The organism is Brevibacterium sp. OS20 (assembly GCF_056837565.1).
This window is the reverse complement of sequence record NZ_CM166367.1, coordinates 1,267,810-1,287,719: the sequence shown is the minus strand read 5'-3', so window position 1 is coordinate 1,287,719 and position 19,910 is coordinate 1,267,810. Positions and strand designations below refer to the sequence as shown.

The window sequence follows — 19,910 nt, the reverse complement described above, 5'->3', positions numbered from 1 at the left end:
TCAGGGCTTTTCGGGGGCGCCGTCGGGTGGAGCTTGTCCTTCACCGCCGCCTCCCGGGGCTGCGCCGCCGGTCGGTTCGGTGTCGGTGTCGACGGGAACATCGAGCGTGGCGGTGTATCCGGAGTCCGTGTCGCCGCTGATCGTGGCGAGCTGGTGCTCTCCTCCGTCGTCACCGAAGACGTTGTCGTCGTCGAGGGAGATGGCAGAGAGGTTCTTCGCCGATCCGTCGTAGGTCTCGAGGGCGAAGACTGCGTTGCAGGCGTCTTCGGGCAGGGCCATCTGCGAGGTGGCGATGGCGTTCTCGGCATCGGTGATCGAATCGACGTCCGGGTAGACCTCGAAGTGGATGTGGGTCCAACGACCGGAGTAGCAGCCGGGGAAGACGGAGGTGAAGGTGACTTCTCCTGCTGAGTCGGCGACCTGGACGCCGCGCAGCCAGGTCGCGTCTTCGACGCCGTCGGAGTACATCGAGTAACGGCCCTGAGCGTCGCAGTGCCAGGCGTAGACGGCTGCGCCTTCGAATGGAGCATTGTCACCGGCCATATCGGTGACCTTGAGGGTGAATGTCAGGGGCACACCGTCGACGGTGTCGGTCCCGTCGATGTTCGAGCGGATGTCCGAACGCACGATTCCGGAGTCTTCGAGGATGTCCGGTCCGTTCGATCCGTCCGCCGGATACGGACCGGCCGTTTCGTCGGGGATCTCGGTGACCGATCCGCTGCCGCTCGAACTCGATTTCGTCGATCCCGCGGCCCCGGAGGTGCAGGCGGCCAGGGCCATGGTGCCGACGCCGGCGCCGACGAGCCCGAGTACTCCTCGTCGGCTGAAGAGGGTGCGGATGTCGAAGGAGGCGCCTTGGTCGACGACCTCCTCGTCGGGACGGTCGAGGAGCCTGCCTTCGTAGGCGGGTCCGTTGGGGGGTCTGGTCCGGTTCGGGTACGCGAGCCATGAGCTGTCCTTCCTTCGATGATGTGTGATGACACCATCGTGGTGACCGGCTCTGGCGTGGGACTGTGGCGTTTCTGGGCCGCGGCTGTGGATGCTCAGTCGGTTTGTGTTCCGTCCCACCAGTCGAGGACTCGCTGGGCTTGCAGGGTCACCCATTTCGAGGGTTCGCCGACCGGAGCGTCGACGTGGAACCAGACGTCGCCGTCAAGGCGGTGGTCCTGAGTCCAGGTGCCGTCGTCGGAGCGTCTGGCTCGGACCTTCCCGATTGCCTCTTCCATTCGCGGGTCAGGGGCGCTTCCGTCCGCGCTCGTCGCTTCGCGGAAGTAGTCGAGTGCGGGCAGGATTCCGTAGAACCAGCGTCGGGGGTGGAAGAGAGCGAGGGCACGGCCGTCGAAAGGATCACCGGTGCTGCGCGTGCGGAACAGGTCCCGCGACAGCAGGTACTCCTCTCCCCTGGCTCGGGCCTCCTGCACACGGGCGGCGTCGCGCGTAGCCAGCTGATAGTCGAGCAGCGCGACGAGGGCGTTGAGGGTGGAGTGGAACGACGAGACCTTCGAGCCTTCGACCCATTCGCAGTTCCATCCGCCGTCGGGCTGCTGGTGGCCCAGGAACCAGTCGACGATGCCGTCGACATCGGCGCCGAGCCACAGGCCGTTCGACAGCGTCCAGGAATTGATGCAGACGTCGACTTCACCGCCCCAGTAGGGCAGGTTCTCGTATTCCCAACGTGCGGATTCGAGTTTCTCTGCCGTTCCCTCCAACGCCGAGGAGGTCAGTCCCCACTCGCGCAGGTCCTTCAGAGCCCACGTCGTCGCAGTCCACGGCTGTGATCCCTCGTCGTCGAATGCGAAGTCGGAGGGGAAGAAGGCCCCGCCTGCCCATTGTCCGTCCGGGTCTTGATAGGCCAGCAGCTCTGCGCCGAAGCCTTCGTGTTCCACGCGTGCGCGGGTCTCCTGCCAGGTCGTCTCCTCTGCTCCGAGCAGGTCACGTTCGACCTGCCAGCGCAGGGCCGGGTCCGAGTCGAGGAGCCAATCGGACAGTTCTGTGCTGATCATCGTCGATCTCCCACGTCGGTCGAACAGTCACTTCGAGAGTAGGCGCCGAATCGCGTGAAGACCATACCCCGGGTCCGTGGAAGACAGATGAATGATTCATCGCCGAGGCGGCGCTTGGTGCCGTGCTGACACCGCTGAGCACGCCCGATCACCCTTGCGAGCTGCGACCGGCAGTGGCACAGAACGAATTCTTCGGGATATCCCCATGGAAGGGCAGTCCCAAGCGCAGTATCGTCGGCGGTGTTGATCGCATCAAGCTGTTACACAGCGAAGGAGTGAAATGACCCTCTCAATCGGAATCATTCTTCTCATCCTCCTCGGCCTCGCGGTGCTCATCGGACTGATCCTATTCATCGCGATGATCGTCACTGCGCTCCGGTCGACTCCGAAACCTGAGGATTCCGGCTTTCCCACAGGCTCGACCGATGAGGCGGAACCGACCCGATCATCCGCGCAGTGACCGCTCCCAGGCCAGGGTTGCGAGCGCCGCAGCCTGGTCGGGCAGGTGCGCATCGTCGAACTGGACTTCCGGCGAGTGGTTCGTTGCCGCCGACCCCGGATCGATGCCTTCGGGCGTCACGAAGAAGAACATGAAAGCACCGGGCACCTGCTCGAGCACGAAGGAGAAGTCCTCGGAACCCATGAGCGGGTCCGGCACCTGCACCGCCCGCTCGGCACCGAAACGATCGGCCAGAACTCTCAGAGCGAAGTCGGCTTCGGCGCCGTCGTTGACCGTGACGGGATACTGCTCGGTCCACACCACCTCGGCCGTGCACCCGTGTGCGGCCGCAATCGACTCCGCCAACTGTGTGGCGCGCTCGGGGAACCTTCGCGTCGACTCGAGGGAGAGCGTGCGCACAGAGGCTCCGAGCTTCGCCGAGGCGGGGATGACATTGACGGCCTCCCCCGCTTCCAACTGCGTCACCTGGGCGACGATGGGATCGAACACGCTGAATGATCCGGTGACCATCGTTTGCAGCGCCTGTCCGAGTTCGAGAATCGGACGCACCGGGTCGACAGCATCCTCCGGTCGCGAGCTGTGGCCTCCGCTGCCGTGCATCGTCACGTGCAGAGTATTCGCCCCTGCCATGATCGTGCCCGGTCTGGTCACGAAGGTTCCCGGCACCCCCGGTGCCACATGGATCGCGTAAGCCGCATCGGGCTTCTGGCCGATGGTGTCGAACATTCCTTCTTCGAGCATGATCTTCGCCCCGCCCATCCCCTCCTCGCCGGGCTGGAACATGAAGGCCACCGTGCCTTTCAACTCGGACTGATGAGCGGACAGCAGCTTCGCGGCTCCGACGAGTCCTGAAACGTGGAGATCATGCCCGCAGGCATGCATGTTCCCATTCGTCGACGCGAAGTCGAGTCCGGTCGCCTCGTCGACGGGCAGAGCGTCCATATCCCCGCGCAGGAGCACCGTCGGGCCGGGGAGCGCTCCGCGCAGGACGGCTACGATCGAGCTGAGCTCCTGACCGAGCGTGATCTCAAGCGGCAGACCTTCCAAAGCGTCGAGAATCCGACGTTGGGTCTTCGGCAGATCGAGTCCTATTTCGGGGTCCCGGTGCAGGTCGCGGCGCAGTTCGCGCAGGTCATCGGCAAGTGCGTGGGATTCGCTGGTGAAATCGGGAGTCATTGTGTGCTTCACTCGGCAAGACTGGCACGGCCGGAAGGAGTCGCGCAATACCGTCTCGGGGAGTTCCCGAATACAGAAACTCCCCCATCGGATTCGTCATCCTGATGAGGGAGTTGATCGGTAGCGGGAGGGGGACTCGATCCCCCGACCTCACGATTATGAGTCGTGCGCTCTAACCAGCTGAGCTACCCCGCCCCAGCACCGCATTCTAGGCGGCACGAGAGCCCCGAAAGGGAATCGAACCCTTGACCTTCTCCTTACCATGGAGATGCTCTGCCGACTGAGCTATCGGGGCAACAGGTAAGAATTTACACGGGTTCGCTCGCTCTGGGCAAATCGGATATCAGTGACGTCACTCACACGCCCTGGAGCCGGAGGCGAAAACTCCCACCGGGCCCTGCCCCGCATCACTGTCACCAGCGAAGATGTCTATTTCACCGGGTCGAATCGCCCTGCGAGGAATCCCTGCAGTCGACCTGGGTGGTTCGTGATGATCCCATCGACCTCGGCACCGAGGAGTTCCCGCCATTCGTTCATCTCGTCGGCAGTCCAGACGAAGACACCGAGGTCGTTGTCCATGATCTCGGTGACGACCGATTTGCGCATCGAGAATCCCTTGTACGAGGGATTGATCGCCACCGCACCGAGTTCGCGAGCGATCTCGATGTCTTCAGGCTTGGGCACCATGCGCAGAAGGAAGCGAGCCACCATCGGCAGCATGTCCCGACAGGTCTCCAGCGTCTCGATGTTGAACGACTGGACGATCATCCGGTCGGCGATGCCGGTCTCCACCACCAGCTCCGAGATCCTCGCCACCGCACCCGACGACCACTCGCCCTTGAGCTCGAGGAGGAGTTCGCCGCCTCGGTGCTGGATATCCCTCATCACGGCCGACAGGGTCGGGATGCGCACTCCGTTGAATCCCGGACCCATCCACGAGCCGGCGTCGACGAACGACAGCTCTTCTGCGGTGAGATTGACGACGGGACCTCTGCGATTCGTGGTTCGGTCCAGATCCGGATCGTGGAGGATGACAGGGACACCGTCGGCGCTGGTCGAGGTGTCGACCTCAATGAAGTCGACACCCAGGGCACGCGCGGCGTCGACAGCGGCGAGACTGTTCTCGGGCACAACAGCCGAATAGCCGCGGTGCGCGATCACCAGTGGGCGGCTTCCGGATCCGGGGCGCTCGACGATGCCCCGTTCGTGGAGGAACTGCAGAAAACTCATGGCTTCAGCCTATGCCCTGAGCCCTCATTCCACTGCCTGCACAACGTCAGAAGTCCCAACTATCGGAAACTCCAGTCGAATCCCACACAGACCGATTCTGAACGGATAGGTTGTGGGAAGCATCACACTCCCAACTCGAAGGGCACACCATGGAAGCTGTCTACGCTGCCGCTATCGTCCTCGCCTTCATCGCGCTCGGTGAGCTGGTATCGATCTGGTCGAAGGCGCGTGTCCCCAGCCTTCTGGTTGCGATGCTCGGCATCTTCATCTTCGCCAAGATCGGCGTAGTCCCAGAGACTGTCATCGATGACTCTCTGCTGCTTCAGGCCTACTCGTTCCTCGTCGCGCCGCTGCTCTTCCATATGGGGTCGCTCATCCCTCTGCGCGTGATGCTCAAGCAATGGCGTTCGGTCATCATCGCAGTCTCGGGCATGCTCGTGGCGGTCCTGCTCATCCTGGCTGTCGTGGCCCCGCTCTTCGGCTTCGAAACTTTCGTGGCCGGTTCCGGGCCGTTGGCCGGCGGCATCGTCGCCACCAGCTTGACGACGGAAGGGCTGACGGCGCACGGCGCCGCCTCGTCGATCATCGTTCTTCCCGCGCTTGTTCTGATGCTCCAATCACTGCCCTCGATGCCGTTGACGAACTACTTTCTGCGTCGCTATGCAAAGAAGCTGCGCGACAGCGGAGAACTTCAGGAACTCGCGCGCGCCCACAGCCAGGAAGAGGAGGAAGCCGCCAAGAAGAAGAAACTCGTCAACCTTCCCGACTTCCTCGTCGACAATCAGCTTTTCATGCTCTTCCTCATTCTCGTCGGCGGATCGGCAGCGACACTGCTGGCGGTCCCAACCCATATTCCGTCGTCGATCCTCGCACTGGTCCTCGGCATTCTCGCCACCGCGGTGGGCTTGTCCCCCGATAAGGCCATGGAACGGTCGAACTCATTCGGCATCGCCATGGCCGGCGTCATCGCCATCGTCATGGCCCCGCTGGTGACCGCCTCGGTGCAGGACGTCATCAACGCATTCGTCCCTACCATCACGATCCTCATCGTCGGCGGCGCCGGCATCGTCCTCGGCGGATTCGTCGCTACGAAGCTTCTGCGTTGGAAGTCTGGACTGGGAGTGTCAGTGGCGCTGACGGCGATGTACGGCTTCCCTGCCGACTATCTGCTCACCAACGAGGTAGCACGTTCCATTGCCCGTGACGACGACGAAAAGGAAGCGCTGCTCAATGTCATGCTCCCGCCGATGCTCGTCGGCGGATTCACCTCGGTCAGCGCCGGGTCCGTCGTCATTGCCAGTGTCCTCGTCAGTATGCTCTGATCCCGACCGGCCCCAATTCCCGCCAGCCCCAGGCCCTCGGCACACCCCGGGCTCTCATACGAAAGGACCCCATGCACGATCTCATCGCACAAGGACAGACCCTGCTCCCTGAGCTCCAGAACTTGCGGCGTTCCCTCCATGCGGACCCGGAGATCGGTCTCGACCTGCCCCGCACGCAGGCGGCGGTCCTGGCCGCCCTGTCCGGCCTCGACCTCGAGGTGACCACGGGTGAGGGCACCACCTCGGTGATCGCCGTTCTGCGCGGAACCCATCCGAACAGACCGGCCGACGCTCCAGCGGTGCTGCTGCGCGGAGACATGGACGCCCTTCCAGTGACAGAGGAGACGGATGAGCCCTTCGCCTCGACGAACGGATGCATGCACGCCTGCGGCCACGACCTGCACACAGCCGGACTCGTCGGAGCCGCGCGACTCCTTCACGCTCTGCGCGACCGGCTTGTCGGGGACATCGTCCTCATGTTCCAGCCCGGGGAAGAGGGCTGGAACAGAGCGTCGGTGATGATCGACGAAGGCGTGCTCGACGCAGCCGGGACGCGGGTGATCGCTGCATTCGGGGCGCATGTGCTCCCCGGTCCGCGCGGCGTGGTCGCCACCCGCCCGGGCACCCTCCAGGCGGGTTCGAACACACTGCGGGTGACGATCCACGGACGCGGCGGTCACGGTTCCCAACCGCAGACCGCCGTCGATCCGGTGCCGGCGCTGGCCGAACTCGTCACGGCCCTGCAGAATATGGTCAGCCGCCGCATCGACGCCTTCGACCCCATCGCGCTGTCCGTGACCCAGTTGAGCGCCTCGGACGCGATCAACGTCATCCCCGCCTCGGCCACCTTGGGTGCGACTGTGCGCACACTGTCGGACTCATCACTCGACATCGTCCGCACCCGCTCGAAGCAGCTTGCCGACGGCATCGCCGCCGCCCATGGATGCAGCGCCGAAGTGGACTTCGATGTCCAGTACCCGGTCACGGTCAACGACGATGACGAGACCGCATGGGCCATGGAAGAACTCCGAGTCCTTCTCGGCGAGGATCGGGTGAAGCTCCTCGAACAGCCGATCATGCCGAGTGAGGACTTCTCCTTCGTCTTAGCCGCGGTGCCGGGCACGTATCTCATGCTCGGCGCCGAGCGCACGGACGTTCCAGCAGAGCGCCAGGGCAACAACCACTCCCCCTTCGTCATCTTCGACGATTCGGTTCTCGGCGATCAAGCGGCGCTTCTTGCTCACCTCGCGATCGAACGACTGGCGAAGGCGACGCGAATGTCATAGCCGCGCGGGGAAGCACGACGCTGTGCGGCTGCCGGCGAACAACACGCTTGCAGGCCCGCACTCCCCCGCCGCAGCGATGCAACTGATCTGACACATCGTCGCCACCCGCCAAGGCGCGAACCCACCTACCGTAGACACTGTGACCACTTCGATCCCCCGCCACCGTGATCTCACCCTCGACCTCGCCCGCGTCGTCTGTGTGCTCGTCGTCGTGTTCGTCCACCTCCTGCTCGTCGGGGTCGGCCGCAACCCGGACGGCTCACCTTTCATCATCAACCCGGTCTCCGGCGAGCGCTGGTTCGCCCCAGCCACTTGGATCGCGGAGATCATGCCGATGTTCTTCGTCGTCGGTGGATTCGCGGCCAAGGTCGGCTGGGAATCGGCACAACGTCGCGGCGAATCGGCTTCGACCTTCGTCCGCACCCGCTTGCGACGCCTCGCGCTTCCGGCGCTGCCGCTATTCATCGTCCTCACCGCTGCTCTCACCGCCGTCCTAGTCCTCGGCGTCGACCCGGACTTGGCCGATGCCATCGCTGTCCCCGTCGGTTCCGTCCTGTGGTTCCTCGCCGCGTACGCTCTCGCCCAGGCCTTGGCACCCTGGATGATCCGCTGGCACGAACGCAATCCGTGGCTGGCCCTCGTCGTCCTCTTCGCCGGAGCGTTCTTCGTCGACGTCGTCCGCCTCGTCGTCGGCATCCAAAGCCTCGGACTCGATCGGATCCCCGCCGACGGCTACGGCATCGGCGACGAACTCTTCGGACTGCCCAACGTTGGCTTCGTCTGGCTCTTCGCCCAGCAGATCGGCTTCTGCCTGCGCGACGGCTGGTTCTCCCGTCTCCGCTGGTGGAACCTCGTCATGATCGTCGCCGGATTCGCCTGCCTGGGACTGCTCGTCATCCTCGGGGAGTACTCGGCGTCCATGCTCACGAACCAATGGCCGCCGACCCTGCCGCTGGCCGTCCTCGCCGTCATCCAAGCCGCCCTGCTGACCCTGCTCCACCGACCGCTGACAGCGATCATGGACCGTCGCTTCGCCCAGGCCATCGTGTTCTTCCTCGGCAGCCGACTCATGTCCGTCTACCTATGGCACGTGCCGGCGATCGTCCTGCTCACCGGAGTCCAGCTGCTGTGGCTGCCGATGCCCGATCCCGGCACCGGAGCCTGGTGGCTGACGCGTCCGGTCTTCGTCATCGCCGTCCTGCTCGTCGTGTGGGCGATCTCGACGATCACGAAACGTTGGGAGAGCCCCCGCCCGGTTCTCTCCCCGAGGTGGCCCTCCGATGCCGTCACCGTCACCGCCGTTGCCCTCTTCGTCGTCCAATCCCTGGCGATCTCGAGCTACGGACTCGACCTGCCACTGGCCATCCTCGGCCTGGTGTGCACCACGATCGCAGTCAACCTCACTGAAGACAGCGCCACCGCTCGTTCCCGCATCAGCGACGGAAACGATGCCACCATCGCCGAGGTGAACCCACCGATTCCGGAGCGGCGGGATGGTCCCCCGGTTCCGCCTCGGTGACGGTGTCGTTCTTCTTCGCATTCCGACGCCGCCGCCATGCGGTTATCTCCTTCTCCACATCGCGGGGCGGAGTGAACACGGGCGGGCCGTCGCGCAGATCCATCACGGCCTCGCGCACCCGGGCGTTGAAGCCGGCGAGGTAGTCGCGGACCTCGGACTCGGTGGAGAAAGCGTCGACCGTGTCTTCGAGGACGGCGTTCTCCTTGCGCAGCTGAAACGCCTCCGGAGCGACGCCGTTGATGCCTTCGGTATCCATCTTCTGCTTGATCCACCAATCAGGATCAGATGAGCTGTGCAACCCGGACAACGGCTTGCCCAGACCCGGCAGATCATCGAAATCACCACGCTTGATGGCTCGGTCGAGAGCGGATTCGACGACAGCGTTTCGGTCCTCGAGCGAATTCAGACGCCGAGGCGACTGCGTGTCATCCGTGTCATCGCTCATCGGTTCGCCCTCCTCGGCGGAGCATTTCCACCCTGTCCTCACACGGTAGGCGTCGGCCGGGCGCCGGGCAAGGGAAAGCGCGGAAAACGAGAAAAGCTCCGTGACCTCTCGGTCACGGAGCTTCTCCGTTCTGCGTGGCAGATATAGGATTCGAACCTATGAAGGCAATGCCGGCTGATTTACAGTCAGCTCCCTTTGGCCGCTCGGGCAATCTGCCGCAGGTGGCGCTCGATGAGCACCTGAAAAGAATACAAGGCTCGGACCCGAATCTCCAACTCGGTAGACGCAGATCACAGTTCGGGGCCTCGACTAGACTCGGGGGCAACAGCCACGCCCGTTTCCGACGGGCATCAACGATCGCAGACAAAGGAGCATTCATGGCCAGCGAATCCTCATTCGACATCGTCAGCAAGGTCGACCGCCAGGAAGCCGACAACGCACTCAACCAGGCCGCGAAGGAGATCAACTCCCGCTATGACTTCCGCGGCACCGATGCGTCGATCGCCTGGAGCGGCGAAGCCGTGCAGCTGAAAGCCAACAGCGAGGACCGGGTCAAGGCCATTCTCGACGTCTTCCAGTCGAAGCTGGTCAAGCGCGGAATCTCGCTGAAGTCCCTGGAAGACGGCGAACCGTACCCCTCCGGCAAGGAGTACCGCATCGATGCGTCCCTCAAGGAGGGCATCGACAAGGACAATGCGAAGAAGATCTCGAAGATCATCCGCGACGAGGGCCCCAAGGGCGTCAAAGCCCAGATCCAGGGCGACGAGCTGCGCGTGAGCTCGAAGAAGCGTGACGACCTGCAGGAAGTCATCGCTCTGCTCAAGGGACAGGACCTCGACGTCGACCTGCAGTTCACGAACTACCGCTGATCGCCAGCGCACCACGCCGGCCCGGTCCGCACTGCTGAGTGCGGACCGGGCCGGTATCGTATTCGCCCGTAACGCTGTGCCCCGAAAGAGGCTGGTCAGTGTACGGGGAGCTCGAGCGGGATGTAGTACAGACCTTTCGAGTCTTCTTCAACGCTGGCCCGGAGGCGATCGTCGAGGTGGATGAAATCGTTGACCTTGATGGTGCCCTTCTGGCCGCTGAGGCGACGGATGGCGAAGGCTGGGATGAGCCCCTGCCGTCCCGAACCGTCGACGGCGAGCGCGTATTTCGGGCCGGTCGCGCGGACCCGGACGTCGATGCCCGTGTCCTGTTCCCGCAGTTCGTCGAGTTCGACGACGGGTTCCGGGTTCGTCAGCGCGGTGAGCTCGACGGCCAGGGTATCGGCCATGTCATCGACGGTCGCGAGCATGTTCGCCATGGCACGGGCGAATTCGCCGTGCAGCTTGCTCGGCTTCATCGCCGCGCCGGGTTTGTACATGTCCTCGTGTGTCAGTTCGCTCCAGGCGTCCTGGAGCCGGGTCTTGACCTGGATCTCGGCGAAGACAGGAGGCCCCTGGTCGGAAGGAATGCGCAGTATGACGTGGCAGGCGCGGTACCCGCTGGCCTTCGGCGGGTCCGTATAGTCTTTCCACTCGATGAGTTCGAAGGCGCCCAACTGATCGGGGTCGCGCAGCGCGGCGAACATCATCGACTGATCGCGCGGTGATTTGCACAGCACCTTGACGCCGACGATGTCGCGGATCTGGTCTTCGACATCCTCGGTGGAGGTGATCGTCAGATCCGGATCGTCGTCGGTCTTCTCCGTCAGCTTCGCCAGGGTCCGTGCCGCGTCCTTGATCCGATGGCCATCGACGTCGAGGCGGGAGATGTCCTTGTCCTTGAGCAGGCCCTTCTGCTGTTCGGTCAGCCAGTGTTTGATCCGCACCGCCGCCGTCTGCCAGGCGTTGAGCCGTTCGACATAGGCACGTTCGACGATCGTCTTGAGCTGCGATTCGTTTCTCACGCGGTCTCCCCTGCCGGCCTTCGGTGCAATGGTCCACGCTCGCTGGTGCGATCTGCTGCACGCGGGCATGACTTGGTGTGCGCTGGCGTGATCTGGACGTCTCCGACTCTACGTGGTGGAAGCATCAGGCACCGGCAGCGACTCGTCTCCCCGTTGCAACGAGGCGAGAAGTCACTGCCGGTGCCAGATGACCCAGGAGTGGAGGAAATGTCGCGAAATGCTCCGCAGGCTCAGCTGCCTGCGGACGGCTGGCCGACGGATTCGGCGGTGACGTGTCCACGCGCCTCGGCGAGCATGGCTTCACGGGTGGCGAGCTTGATGCGCTCACGGCCCTCGACCTCGCCGGCCGCCTTCTCAGCGGCCTCGACGCGGTGGTAGCCCTCCCAATCGGCGAAGTCGACGCCCTTGGATTCGAGGAGCTCGATGATGGCCGATTCGTCCGGGTACACCGGCTCGGTGAGCACACCGGCGGCACGGTCGTCGAGGATGTGGCCGATGGTCTCGAGCGCATCGCCCTTTGTGTGGCCGATGAGTCCGACGGGTCCGCGCTTGATCCACCCGGTGGTGTACACGCCCTGAACGACATCGGCTTCGGCGGCCGTGGTCTGATCATCGGAGTCGACGACGCGACCCTCGTGGTTCGGGATCACACGCTTGCGATCGTCGAAGGGCAGCTGCGGCAGCTGAGTGCCCGCATAGCCGACGGCACGGTAGACGGCATCGAGCTCCCAATCGTGGAAGCTGCCGGTGCCGTTGACTCCGCCGGAGCCGTCGAGTTCCATGCGTTCGGTGCGCAGCCCCGTCACCTTGTCCTCGCCGAGGATGGCGACCGGTGAGTGCAGGAAGTGCAGGTGGAGACGCCGCTTCGCTCCGGTGGGTTCGCGCATGGTGAAGTCCGTGAGCGTCTTCGCGACCTGCTTGGTCTGGTTGCTCGACTCGATCGCCTGCATCGACCCTTCGTCGAACTCGAAGTCCTCCGGGTAGACGATGAGGTCGACGTCCTTGACGGCGCCGAGTTCGCGCAGCTCCAGCGGCGTGAACTTCGCCTGAGCCGGTCCGCGACGGCCGAAGATGTGGACATCGGTGACCTTCGAGGACTTCAGCCCCTCGTACACGTGATCGGGGATCTCCGTGGTGTGCATATCGTCGGCCTGCTTCGCCAGCACGCGGGCGACGTCGAGAGCGACATTGCCGTTGCCGATGACGGCGACGCGTTCGGCGTCCAACGGCCAGGACTGCGGGACGTCGGGATGCGAGTCGTACCAGTTGACGAAGTCCGCGGCGCCGTAGGATCCGGGCAGATCGATGCCGGGCAGGTCGAGGGCGGCGTCGACGAAGCAGCCGGTGGAGAAGATCACCGCATCATAGCGGTCGGTGAGCTCTTCGAGGTGGAGGTCGACTCCGTACTCGACATTGGAGAACAGGCGGATGTCGCCTCGGTCGAGGACCTTGATCAGGGCGTTGATGATGCCCTTGATCCGCGGGTGGTCGGGAGCGACGCCGTAGCGGACGAGCCCGAAGGGAGTCGGCAGACGATCGAAGAGATCGATGCTCAGATCGAAATCACGTTCCGCCTTTGTCATGAGATCGGCCGCGTAGATCCCAGCAGGACCGGCGCCGACGATGGCCACCCGGAAGGGACGAGTCATTCTCACACCTCTCTATTCAGTCCCATCGAGTCTATCGTCAATGTAGGTCATCCTTACAATGACGTGACCAAACTCGCATCACCGCCGCCCGGTCGGCAGACTGCACCCCTCACCGCCCTGCCATCTCACCGGCGATCCCGCCGGCTCCCCCGAACCCAACCCTCACTAGACTGAAACATGTGAGCCAGAACCCTGCCCCCGATGAGAGCGCAATCCGCCGTGCCGGCCTGATCAACGGATTCTCCGCCTACCTGCTGTGGGGTGTGATGCCGCTGCTCTTCGCCGCCGCGGCTCCCACCGGCGCCCTCGAACTCGTCTCCCATCGCGTCATCTGGTCACTGGTCTTCTGCGCCATCCTCCTCGTCTTCACCGGCGGATTCCTGCGCACCTGGCAGATTCTGCGCTCACCACGCCTCTTCGGCCTGCTGCTTCTGGCCTCGGTGCTCATCGCCATCAACTGGACGACGTTCATCTACGGGGTCGAAACCAACCAGCTCGTCGAGATCTCACTCGGCTACTACCTCAATCCGCTCATCTCCATCGGCCTGGGCGTGATCTTCCTCGGTGAGAAGCTGCGCCCGCTGCAGTGGACTGCCGTGGGCTTCGGTCTGCTCGCGGTCATCATCGTCGGCATCGGCCTCGGCCGAGTCCCCTACCTCGCGTTCACCGTCGCCCTGTCCTTCGGCCTCTACGGGCTGGTGAAGAACAAGGTCGGCAGCCGAGTCGGCGCGCTCGAAGGCATGGCCGTCGAAAGTCTCGTCCTCGCTGTTCCCTCGGCGATCTACCTCATCGCCCTCGGCTCGCTGGGACTGCAGACGTTCACCGGCTTCGGCGGCTGGCACGTCTTCGTCATCATCATCACCGGGCCCGCCACCGCGATCCCGCTCATCCTCTTCAGCGCCGCCGCCCGCCGCATCCCGCTGTCCTGGGTGGGCATGCTCCAGTACCTCACTCCGACCATCCAATTCACCCTCGGCGTCACGGTGCTCGGCGAGATGATGTCGACGACCCGCTGGATCGGGTTCTTCGTCATCTGGATCGCCGTGATCCTGCTGTGCACGGACATGATCCGCCACAGCCGGCGCCGCTGACCCCCGACACCTCTCTATTGCTACCTGACGGCGGCTCAGCAACCTCGCGCGAGGTTGCTGGGCCGCCGTCAGGTAGTAATTGGGGCGGGTTCCAGGATTACCCGATCGAATCGTCTCCAGCCCTTGACACCACCATTGGCACCATGGTTCATTAGTTAAGTAACTAACCAACCCACATGGAGCCGAATGTGATCGACGACGCCAAACCCCTGTTCACACAGATCGCCGAGAAAGTCGAGGACTCGATCCTCAACGGCACCCTGCCTGAACTCTCCCGAGCACCATCGACGAACGAGCTCGCGACCTTCTACTCCATCAATCCGGCCACCGCCGCCAAAGGCGTCAACCGACTCGTCGACAAAGGCGTGCTCGAGAAGCGCCGCGGCATCGGAATGTTCGTCACCGAGGGGGCCCGCGCTCTGCTCATCAACGAACACCGGACCACCTTCTCCGAGAACTTCATCAGCCCCCTGCTGAACGAGGCCAATCGCCTCGGGCTGGGGTCGAAGGACGTGATCGCGCTCATCGAAGAGCGCTCCCGAGAACTCCACCTGACCACCGCACTCGATCCGACCGCAGCGAAGGGATGACCCATGAACGCCGTCGTCGAGGTCCGCCGCCTCACCAAGACGTATAAGACCACCACCGCCCTCGACGATGTCAGCCTGAGCATCGACGAGGATTCGATCTACGGCCTGCTCGGACGCAACGGCGCCGGCAAGACCACCCTCATGTCCATCCTCACGGCCCAGAACTTCGCGACCAGCGGCGACGTCGAGGTCTTCGGGGAGGACCCGTACGAAAACGCCCGCGTACTCAATCGCATGTGTTTCGTCCGTGAGAGCCAGAAGTATCCGGACGACTCGAATGCCCGGCATGCTCTGACCAACGCCCGCCTGTTCTTCCCCCACTGGGATCAGGACTTCGCCGACCAACTCGTCTCGGACTTCGATCTGCCGCTGAAGACGCCGATCAAGAAGCTCTCCCGCGGTCAGCAGTCGGCCGTCGGAGTCATCATCGGCCTCGCCTCCCGGGCCGAGATCACGTTCTTCGATGAGCCCTACCTCGGCTTCGACGCCATTGCCCGGCAGACTTTCTACGACCGTCTCATCGCCGACTACGCCGAGCACCCGCGCACCATCGTGCTCTCGAGCCATCTCATCGACGAGGTCGCCGATCTCATCGAGAAGGTCATCGTCATCGACCGCGGCCGGATCATCATGGATGAGACCACCGAGGAGGTCCGCAGTCGCGCGGTCAACGTCGTCGGGGATGCCGACTCGATCAATCGGCTCGTCGCCGGTCGCGAAGTCATCCACCGCGAATCACTCGGCCGAGTCGCCTCGGTGACGATGCTCGGCCACCTCAGCAATGCCGATCGCGAACTCATCGCCGACGCCAACCTCGACCTCACTCCCGTCTCGCTGCAACAGCTCGTCGTCCGCAGCACCCAGGCAGATCTCGCCGAGACATCGGCAGCGGAGACCGACTCAAGGAGCCTGCAATCATGACCGCCGTCATCGACCATCCGCCCGGATCCCGCACATCGCGACCGAAGAACCGGATCCTCGGCGTCGTCCGTCTGCAGTTCACGAACACGCAGACCTTCGTCTGGGTGCCTCTGCTCATTCTTGTCGCCGCGTGGCTCATCACGCTCATCATCCACTGGATCATCGCCTCCGCAGGCGTGGACTCCCCCAAATACAGCGGTGGTTCGCAAGCGCCGCTGTGGTACTTCGCCGTCGTCGGTGCACAGGCGGTGAACCTCACGTTCTACTTCTCCCAGGCGATGAGCCTCACCCGACGGGAATTCTGCCTCGGCTCCCTCACCGCCGCGGCGATCAGCGCCGCGGGCGTCTCATCCGTGTTCGTCCTCCTGGGACTCATCGAACAGGCCACCGACGGCTATGGCATAGGCGGCTACTTCGCCTACCTGTCGTGGGTGTGGGAACACGGCCCGCTCGGTGCCGGGTTCGTCTACTTCGTGCTCACGATGCTGTGCTTCGTCCTCGGCTTCTGGTTTGCGATCTTCTACAAACGCGCCGGCGCCCTCATCCTTACGATCTCTCTCACCGGCATCGCCTTGGCTCTGTTGGCCGGGGCTGCGTGGATCAACGTCAATCGGGCCTGGCCCGAAGTGTGGGCAGCGATCGTGGGTGCGCAGGCGATCGGCCTGGCCCTGTGGGCGCTGGGGCTGACAGTGATCTTCGCCCTGGGCTCGTACCTCACCCTGCGCCGCCTGACGACATAGTCCGCTATCGCCCTCACCGAGGCGGCGCCGCGGTCGGCAGCTCAGCTGAGCAGGGCCAGTGCTCCCCCGGCCAGTATCGCGGCAACCGCCACGGCCGCACCCATCGCTGCTGTCGTCTTCCACCCCATGGCCCGTCCGACCATGACCATCGACGGGATGCTCAGCGCCGGCAGGGCGATGAGCAGAGCACCCGTGACACCGGCCCCGACCCCAAGGGGAACGAGGGTGAGGATGATCGGGATCTCTCCGCCGGTGGGGATGACCAATAGGGTCGCCACAACCGCCACGATGAGGACGGCACCGGCACCCAATTGGGCTTCGAGCCCGAAGACACCGGTCAGCCACGGTGCGATGAGTCCGATGACGAAGACGAGCGCGAGGTGTTCGGGCACGAGGATGAGGGTGAACCTGGCCAAGGACCGCAGATAGCGCGTGGGCAGAGACAGCAGATTCGCCGAGGCGGGTGCGGCCTCGGGTGCCGCCTCGGCGGGGCCGTTCACCCACCGTCCGATGAGCGCGGCGGCACCGACCGCGACGAGGAGCGCGAAGACGATGCGCACCGCCATGTACTGCCACGGCAGGACGAGGGCCAAGAAGATGATGACCGCGGGGTTGAGCAGCGGATTGCCCACCCAATAAGCAAGAGCGGCCGAACGGCGCACACCCGAGTCCCGCAGGCCTGCGGCCACCGGTGCCGCGCAGCAGGTGCACATCATCGACGGCATCGACAAGGCGGCACCCACGAGGGATTGACCTGTGTGGCTGCGGCGGTTGAGCAGCCTCAGCAGCCAGTCATGCGGCACCAGTGCGTCGATTGCCGCCGCGACGAGCAGTGCCACCAGCAGCGCTTTCCACACGGCGGTGAAGTACACGAGCGTGAAGTCCCACGCGCCCGACAGCGACACCGTGTCTCCGGCGGCGTCGAACAGCGGGGTACCGTCCCACAGGGACGTCCGGCTCATCGTCCAGGCCTTGTCCCAGTACGGCAGCCATTTCGACCAGCTCAGGCCGACGACGAGCAGCACCGCGAGTATGCCGAGTCCGATCCAGTCGGCGGCGCTGAGCCTCTGCGGAGTCCGAACCGGTGCCGAAGCCGAGGTATGCGTCATCGCGGTATGTCCTTTGTGCCTGTGCCGAAACGGCTGAGAGACAGTAGAGAAACGGTGAGGGGTGGGAGCTCAGGACGTGCGGGCGACGACGGAGTCGGCGAAGGCGAACAGCGATTCCTTGATCTGGCCTTCCGGCAGCGGCGCCAGAGCCGCCTTGGCTTCATCGGCCCAGCGTGCAGCCTCTGCTCGGGCCTTCTCCGTCACCGGATGCGCTGCCAGCGCCGCACGGGCGGTCTCCAAAGCGTCATCGGAGGTCAGATCCGCGTCGAGGAGGCCGACCACCTCGGCGGCGGCGGCATCCCCGTCGGCGGCAGCAGCCCGAACGTAGAGCACGGGCAGGGTGGGAACGCGTTCGCGCAGATCCGTGCCCGGGGTCTTTCCCGACTCAGAGGATGTGGTGGTGAGGTCGATGATGTCATCGGCGAGCTGGAAGGCCACACCGACGCGTTCGCCGAAGACCCGGACGGGTTCGGCCAGGGCAGAATCGGCTCCGGAGAACATGACGCCGAAGCGCGCCGAGGTGGCGATGAGCGATCCGGTCTTGTCGGCGAGTACCTGGATGTAATGCTCGATCTCGTCGGCGCCTTCGGGCGGGCCGGCGAATTCGTTGAGCTGACCGAGGACGAGGCGCTCGAACGTCTCGGCCTGGATGCGCACGGCTTCGGGACCGAGCTTCGCGGTGACGCCGGAGGCCTTGGAGAACAGCAGATCGCCGGTGAGGATCGCCACCGAATTGCCCCACACCTCATGGGCGGCCTTCGCACCGCGGCGCACGGGAGCATCGTCCATGACGTCGTCGTGGTACAGCGAGGCGAGGTGGATGAGTTCGACGGCGACGGCCGCATCGATGATGTCGTCGTTCTCCGCATCGCCGAGGCGGGCGGTGAGCAGCACGAGGTTCGGGCGGGCGCGTTTACCGCCGGCGGCCAGCAGGTGCTTCGATGTCTCGTCCGGCAGTCTCCGCGTCTGTTCGGTGACCTCGTAGAGACGGGCCTCCACGGTTTCCAACTGAGTCGAGAGCTCTGCCGCGAGCTGGGCGTCGTCACCGGTGAAGGTGGCCGGAGAGGCTGGGTGGCTCATGTCCTCGTCATTCGTCGTAGTCGGTGTCGGCATGGTGTTGTCGCAGCCCTTGCGCTCAGAGTTCTTCACTGTGGTCTCACCGTGGTCCTTGCGCTCAGACATTGCTGGTGGCCGGGACGATTCGGGTCAGGGCCGAGATGATCCTGTCGATGAGATCGGCCTCGGAGACCTTCGGGTCGCGGTAGAGGTTCGCCAACAATTTGACGACGAACTCCATCACAACGTCAACACCCATACCGTACTTGATTCCGAACTGCATGAGCGCAGGATGGCCGATGATCGAGGCGAAAACGCGTCCCAGGGTGAAGTAGCCGCCCAGCGAATCTCCGAGCAGAGCCGGGTACTCCTCCAACCGACGACGCATCACGGACTGCGGGTAGCGCGAATAGGTGGAGATCACCTCGGCGGCGATGCGTGCGGATTCCAGGGCGTAGTCGATGCCTTCGCCGTTGAACGGGTTGACCATTCCTCCGGAGTCGCCGACGAGCAGCAGTCCACGGTGGAAGTGCGGTGTGCGGTTGAAGGCCATCGGCAGGGCCGCGGACTTGATCGGACCCAGGGAGGTGGTTTCGTCGATGCCCCACTCGTGGCCCATGTCGGCGATCCACTGGTTCATCATTCCCCGCAGATCCACGGATTTGAACTGGGGCGAGGAGTCGAGCAGTCCGGCACCGATGTTCACGGTGCCGTCGCCGAGGGGGAAGATCCACCCATATCCGGGCAGGGTCTCGGATTCCCCGGCCGCGTTCGTCGACCGCATCTCCACCCAGGATTCGATGTAGTCATCGGCATGCCGTGGCGTCGTGTGATAGGCGCGGGCGGCGATTCCCATCGGACGGTCGTCGCGCTTCTCCAACCCCATCGACACGGCCAGGCGGGAGGAGACTCCGTCGGCTGCGATGACGATCGGTGCCCGGAAATGGGCTTCGGGGCCCACTCGGCGACCGCGGTGATCTGTTCCGGAGGCGTGGACGCCGCGGATCCACCCGTCGTCGCCCACGTCCGGGGACATGGCGCGAACCTGTTCGAAGAGCCGGGCCCCGCTGCGCTGGGCATGACGAGCGAAGGCTTCGTCCATGCTCATCCGGGGGCGAGTCACCCCGTAGTTCGGGGTGCCGTCGATCTCGGGCCAGTCGAGTTCGAGCCGGTGGCCGCCGCCGATGAGGCGCAGCCCTCTGTTGCGGTGCCAGCCGTCGGATTCCGGCAGCTCCATTCCGAGGTAGCCGGCTTCCTTCACCGCGCGCGGGGTCAAGGCGTCGCCGCAGATCTTGTCGCGCGGGAATCCGGACTTCTCCAGGATGATGACCTCGTGCCCGGCCTGGGCGAGGTAGGCGCCGATCGCCGAGCCGGCCGGGCCGGCACCGACGACGACGACTTCGGCATCGAACTCATTCATCG

The 19,910-nt window shown here is 64.4% G+C and carries 19 protein-coding genes and 3 tRNA genes; 9 read left to right on the top strand and 13 right to left on the bottom strand.

Annotated features, from left to right (window positions below; all coding sequences use genetic code 11):
• Both ACVZTU_RS05575 and ACVZTU_RS05570 read right to left on the bottom strand, forming a co-directional pair.
• A complete protein-coding gene (locus tag ACVZTU_RS05575; RefSeq protein WP_482401558.1) occupies positions 1 to 1,068 on the bottom strand; it encodes an intradiol ring-cleavage dioxygenase in 1,068 nt (355 codons plus the stop codon).
• Complete coding sequence (locus tag ACVZTU_RS05570) at positions 1,044 to 2,003, bottom strand: prenyltransferase/squalene oxidase repeat-containing protein (RefSeq protein WP_139468582.1); 960 nt, start codon at positions 2,001 to 2,003, stop codon at positions 1,044 to 1,046. The genes ACVZTU_RS05575 and ACVZTU_RS05570 overlap by 25 nt, the downstream gene beginning before the upstream one ends.
• Before the next feature lie 280 nt (positions 2,004 to 2,283).
• Here ACVZTU_RS05570 and ACVZTU_RS05565 point away from each other — a divergent pair, with 280 nt between their 5' ends.
• Positions 2,284 to 2,463 (top strand): hypothetical protein, encoded by a 180-nt coding sequence (locus ACVZTU_RS05565; RefSeq protein ID WP_139468583.1) that lies wholly within the window; start codon positions 2,284 to 2,286, stop codon positions 2,461 to 2,463.
• Here ACVZTU_RS05565 and ACVZTU_RS05560 read toward each other — a convergent pair.
• The 4 genes from ACVZTU_RS05560 to ACVZTU_RS05545 all read right to left on the bottom strand — a co-directional run bounded on the left by ACVZTU_RS05560 (position 2,449) and on the right by ACVZTU_RS05545 (position 4,869).
• Positions 2,449 to 3,639: a M20 metallopeptidase family protein gene (locus tag ACVZTU_RS05560; protein ID WP_139468737.1), complete on the bottom strand. Its 1,191-nt coding sequence runs from the start codon at positions 3,637 to 3,639 to the stop codon at positions 2,449 to 2,451. The genes ACVZTU_RS05565 and ACVZTU_RS05560 overlap by 15 nt on opposite strands.
• 121 nt (positions 3,640 to 3,760) lie before the next feature.
• Positions 3,761 to 3,834: transfer RNA gene (locus tag ACVZTU_RS05555), tRNA-Met, on the bottom strand.
• A gap of 27 nt (positions 3,835 to 3,861) precedes the next feature.
• Positions 3,862 to 3,934, bottom strand: a tRNA-Thr gene (locus ACVZTU_RS05550).
• 134 nt (positions 3,935 to 4,068) lie between these two features.
• Positions 4,069 to 4,869, bottom strand: coding sequence for a glycerophosphodiester phosphodiesterase (locus tag ACVZTU_RS05545; RefSeq protein WP_139468584.1), 801 nt, complete (start codon positions 4,867 to 4,869; stop codon positions 4,069 to 4,071).
• Between the two features lie 149 nt (positions 4,870 to 5,018).
• Here ACVZTU_RS05545 and ACVZTU_RS05540 point away from each other — a divergent pair, with 149 nt between their 5' ends.
• The 3 genes from ACVZTU_RS05540 to ACVZTU_RS05530 all read left to right on the top strand — a co-directional run bounded on the left by ACVZTU_RS05540 (position 5,019) and on the right by ACVZTU_RS05530 (position 8,996).
• A complete protein-coding gene (locus tag ACVZTU_RS05540) occupies positions 5,019 to 6,191 on the top strand; it encodes a hypothetical protein (RefSeq protein ID WP_139468585.1) in 1,173 nt (390 codons plus the stop codon).
• Positions 6,192 to 6,262: 71 nt separating this feature from the next.
• A complete protein-coding gene (locus ACVZTU_RS05535; protein ID WP_446655876.1) occupies positions 6,263 to 7,477 on the top strand; it encodes a M20 metallopeptidase family protein in 1,215 nt (404 codons plus the stop codon).
• Between the two features lie 139 nt (positions 7,478 to 7,616).
• Positions 7,617 to 8,996, top strand: a complete 1,380-nt coding sequence (locus ACVZTU_RS05530) for an acyltransferase family protein (RefSeq protein WP_446655877.1) — start codon at positions 7,617 to 7,619, stop codon at positions 8,994 to 8,996.
• Here the strand turns inward: ACVZTU_RS05530 and ACVZTU_RS05525 are convergent.
• Entirely contained in the window at positions 8,911 to 9,441 is a 531-nt protein-coding gene (locus tag ACVZTU_RS05525) for a DnaJ family domain-containing protein (RefSeq protein ID WP_139468588.1), read from the bottom strand. The genes ACVZTU_RS05530 and ACVZTU_RS05525 overlap by 86 nt on opposite strands.
• A gap of 135 nt (positions 9,442 to 9,576) precedes the next feature.
• Positions 9,577 to 9,658 (bottom strand) — tRNA-Tyr (locus tag ACVZTU_RS05520).
• A 160-nt stretch (positions 9,659 to 9,818) separates the two neighbouring features.
• On the opposite strand from ACVZTU_RS05520, the gene ACVZTU_RS05515 reads away from it, so the two are divergent.
• Positions 9,819 to 10,310 carry a YajQ family cyclic di-GMP-binding protein gene (locus ACVZTU_RS05515; protein WP_167194552.1) on the top strand — a complete coding sequence of 164 codons (492 nt, stop codon included), beginning with the start codon at positions 9,819 to 9,821 and terminating at the stop codon, positions 10,308 to 10,310.
• A gap of 95 nt (positions 10,311 to 10,405) precedes the next feature.
• Here the strand turns inward: ACVZTU_RS05515 and ACVZTU_RS05510 are convergent, their stop codons facing one another.
• Together ACVZTU_RS05510 and ACVZTU_RS05505 are read right to left on the bottom strand one after the other, a co-directional pair.
• Positions 10,406 to 11,332, bottom strand: coding sequence for a GTP pyrophosphokinase (locus tag ACVZTU_RS05510; RefSeq protein ID WP_139468590.1), 927 nt, complete (start codon positions 11,330 to 11,332; stop codon positions 10,406 to 10,408).
• Positions 11,333 to 11,562: 230 nt separating this feature from the next.
• Positions 11,563 to 12,981 (bottom strand): FAD-dependent oxidoreductase, encoded by a 1,419-nt coding sequence (locus ACVZTU_RS05505; protein ID WP_139468591.1) that lies wholly within the window; start codon positions 12,979 to 12,981, stop codon positions 11,563 to 11,565.
• 179 nt (positions 12,982 to 13,160) lie between these two features.
• Here ACVZTU_RS05505 and rarD point away from each other — a divergent pair, with 179 nt between their 5' ends.
• The 4 genes from rarD to ACVZTU_RS05485 all read left to right on the top strand — a co-directional run bounded on the left by rarD (position 13,161) and on the right by ACVZTU_RS05485 (position 16,323).
• The gene (rarD, locus tag ACVZTU_RS05500; protein ID WP_139468592.1) at positions 13,161 to 14,072 is read left to right on the top strand and encodes an EamA family transporter RarD; all 912 of its coding nucleotides are present in this window, start codon (positions 13,161 to 13,163) and stop codon (positions 14,070 to 14,072) included.
• Positions 14,073 to 14,260: 188 nt separating this feature from the next.
• Complete coding sequence (locus tag ACVZTU_RS05495; protein ID WP_180345613.1) at positions 14,261 to 14,662, top strand: GntR family transcriptional regulator; 402 nt, start codon at positions 14,261 to 14,263, stop codon at positions 14,660 to 14,662.
• Between the two features lie 3 nt (positions 14,663 to 14,665).
• Positions 14,666 to 15,583, top strand: a complete 918-nt coding sequence (locus tag ACVZTU_RS05490) for an ABC transporter ATP-binding protein (RefSeq protein ID WP_482401557.1) — start codon at positions 14,666 to 14,668, stop codon at positions 15,581 to 15,583.
• A complete protein-coding gene (locus ACVZTU_RS05485; protein ID WP_139468594.1) occupies positions 15,580 to 16,323 on the top strand; it encodes a hypothetical protein in 744 nt (247 codons plus the stop codon). The genes ACVZTU_RS05490 and ACVZTU_RS05485 overlap by 4 nt, the downstream gene beginning before the upstream one ends.
• A 41-nt stretch (positions 16,324 to 16,364) precedes the next feature.
• Here the strand turns inward: ACVZTU_RS05485 and ACVZTU_RS05480 are convergent, their stop codons facing one another.
• The 3 genes from ACVZTU_RS05480 to ACVZTU_RS05470 form a co-directional block, all read right to left on the bottom strand.
• Positions 16,365 to 17,432: a permease gene (locus ACVZTU_RS05480; RefSeq protein ID WP_139468595.1), complete on the bottom strand. Its 1,068-nt coding sequence runs from the start codon at positions 17,430 to 17,432 to the stop codon at positions 16,365 to 16,367.
• Between the two features lie 69 nt (positions 17,433 to 17,501).
• On the bottom strand, positions 17,502 to 18,512 hold the full coding sequence (locus ACVZTU_RS05475) for a polyprenyl synthetase family protein (protein WP_139468739.1): 1,011 nt from the start codon (positions 18,510 to 18,512) through the stop codon (positions 17,502 to 17,504).
• Between the two features lie 94 nt (positions 18,513 to 18,606).
• Entirely contained in the window at positions 18,607 to 19,908 is a 1,302-nt protein-coding gene (locus ACVZTU_RS05470) for a geranylgeranyl reductase family protein (RefSeq protein WP_139468596.1), read from the bottom strand.
• Positions 19,909 to 19,910: the final 2 nt, after the last annotated feature.

Bases quoted from the DNA above. Each gene is read 5' to 3' on its own strand.
- ACVZTU_RS05525 (WP_139468588.1), bottom strand. From the start codon at position 9,441: ATGAGCGATGACACGGATGACACGCAGTCGCCTCGGCGTCTGAATTCG.
- ACVZTU_RS05535 (WP_446655876.1), top strand. From the start codon at position 6,263: ATGCACGATCTCATCGCACAAGGACAGACCCTGCTCCCTGAGCTCCAG.
- ACVZTU_RS05485 (WP_139468594.1), top strand. From the start codon at position 15,580: ATGACCGCCGTCATCGACCATCCGCCCGGATCCCGCACATCGCGACCG.
- ACVZTU_RS05565 (WP_139468583.1), top strand. From the start codon at position 2,284: ATGACCCTCTCAATCGGAATCATTCTTCTCATCCTCCTCGGCCTCGCG.
- ACVZTU_RS05560 (WP_139468737.1), bottom strand. From the start codon at position 3,639: ATGACTCCCGATTTCACCAGCGAATCCCACGCACTTGCCGATGACCTG.
- ACVZTU_RS05490 (WP_482401557.1), top strand. From the start codon at position 14,666: ATGAACGCCGTCGTCGAGGTCCGCCGCCTCACCAAGACGTATAAGACC.
- ACVZTU_RS05475 (WP_139468739.1), bottom strand. From the start codon at position 18,512: ATGAGCCACCCAGCCTCTCCGGCCACCTTCACCGGTGACGACGCCCAG.
- ACVZTU_RS05545 (WP_139468584.1), bottom strand. From the start codon at position 4,869: ATGAGTTTTCTGCAGTTCCTCCACGAACGGGGCATCGTCGAGCGCCCC.
- ACVZTU_RS05540 (WP_139468585.1), top strand. From the start codon at position 5,019: ATGGAAGCTGTCTACGCTGCCGCTATCGTCCTCGCCTTCATCGCGCTC.
- ACVZTU_RS05480 (WP_139468595.1), bottom strand. From the start codon at position 17,432: ATGACGCATACCTCGGCTTCGGCACCGGTTCGGACTCCGCAGAGGCTC.
- ACVZTU_RS05570 (WP_139468582.1), bottom strand. From the start codon at position 2,003: ATGATCAGCACAGAACTGTCCGATTGGCTCCTCGACTCGGACCCGGCC.
- ACVZTU_RS05515 (WP_167194552.1), top strand. From the start codon at position 9,819: ATGGCCAGCGAATCCTCATTCGACATCGTCAGCAAGGTCGACCGCCAG.
- ACVZTU_RS05505 (WP_139468591.1), bottom strand. From the start codon at position 12,981: ATGACTCGTCCCTTCCGGGTGGCCATCGTCGGCGCCGGTCCTGCTGGG.
- ACVZTU_RS05470 (WP_139468596.1), bottom strand. From the start codon at position 19,908: ATGAATGAGTTCGATGCCGAAGTCGTCGTCGTCGGTGCCGGCCCGGCC.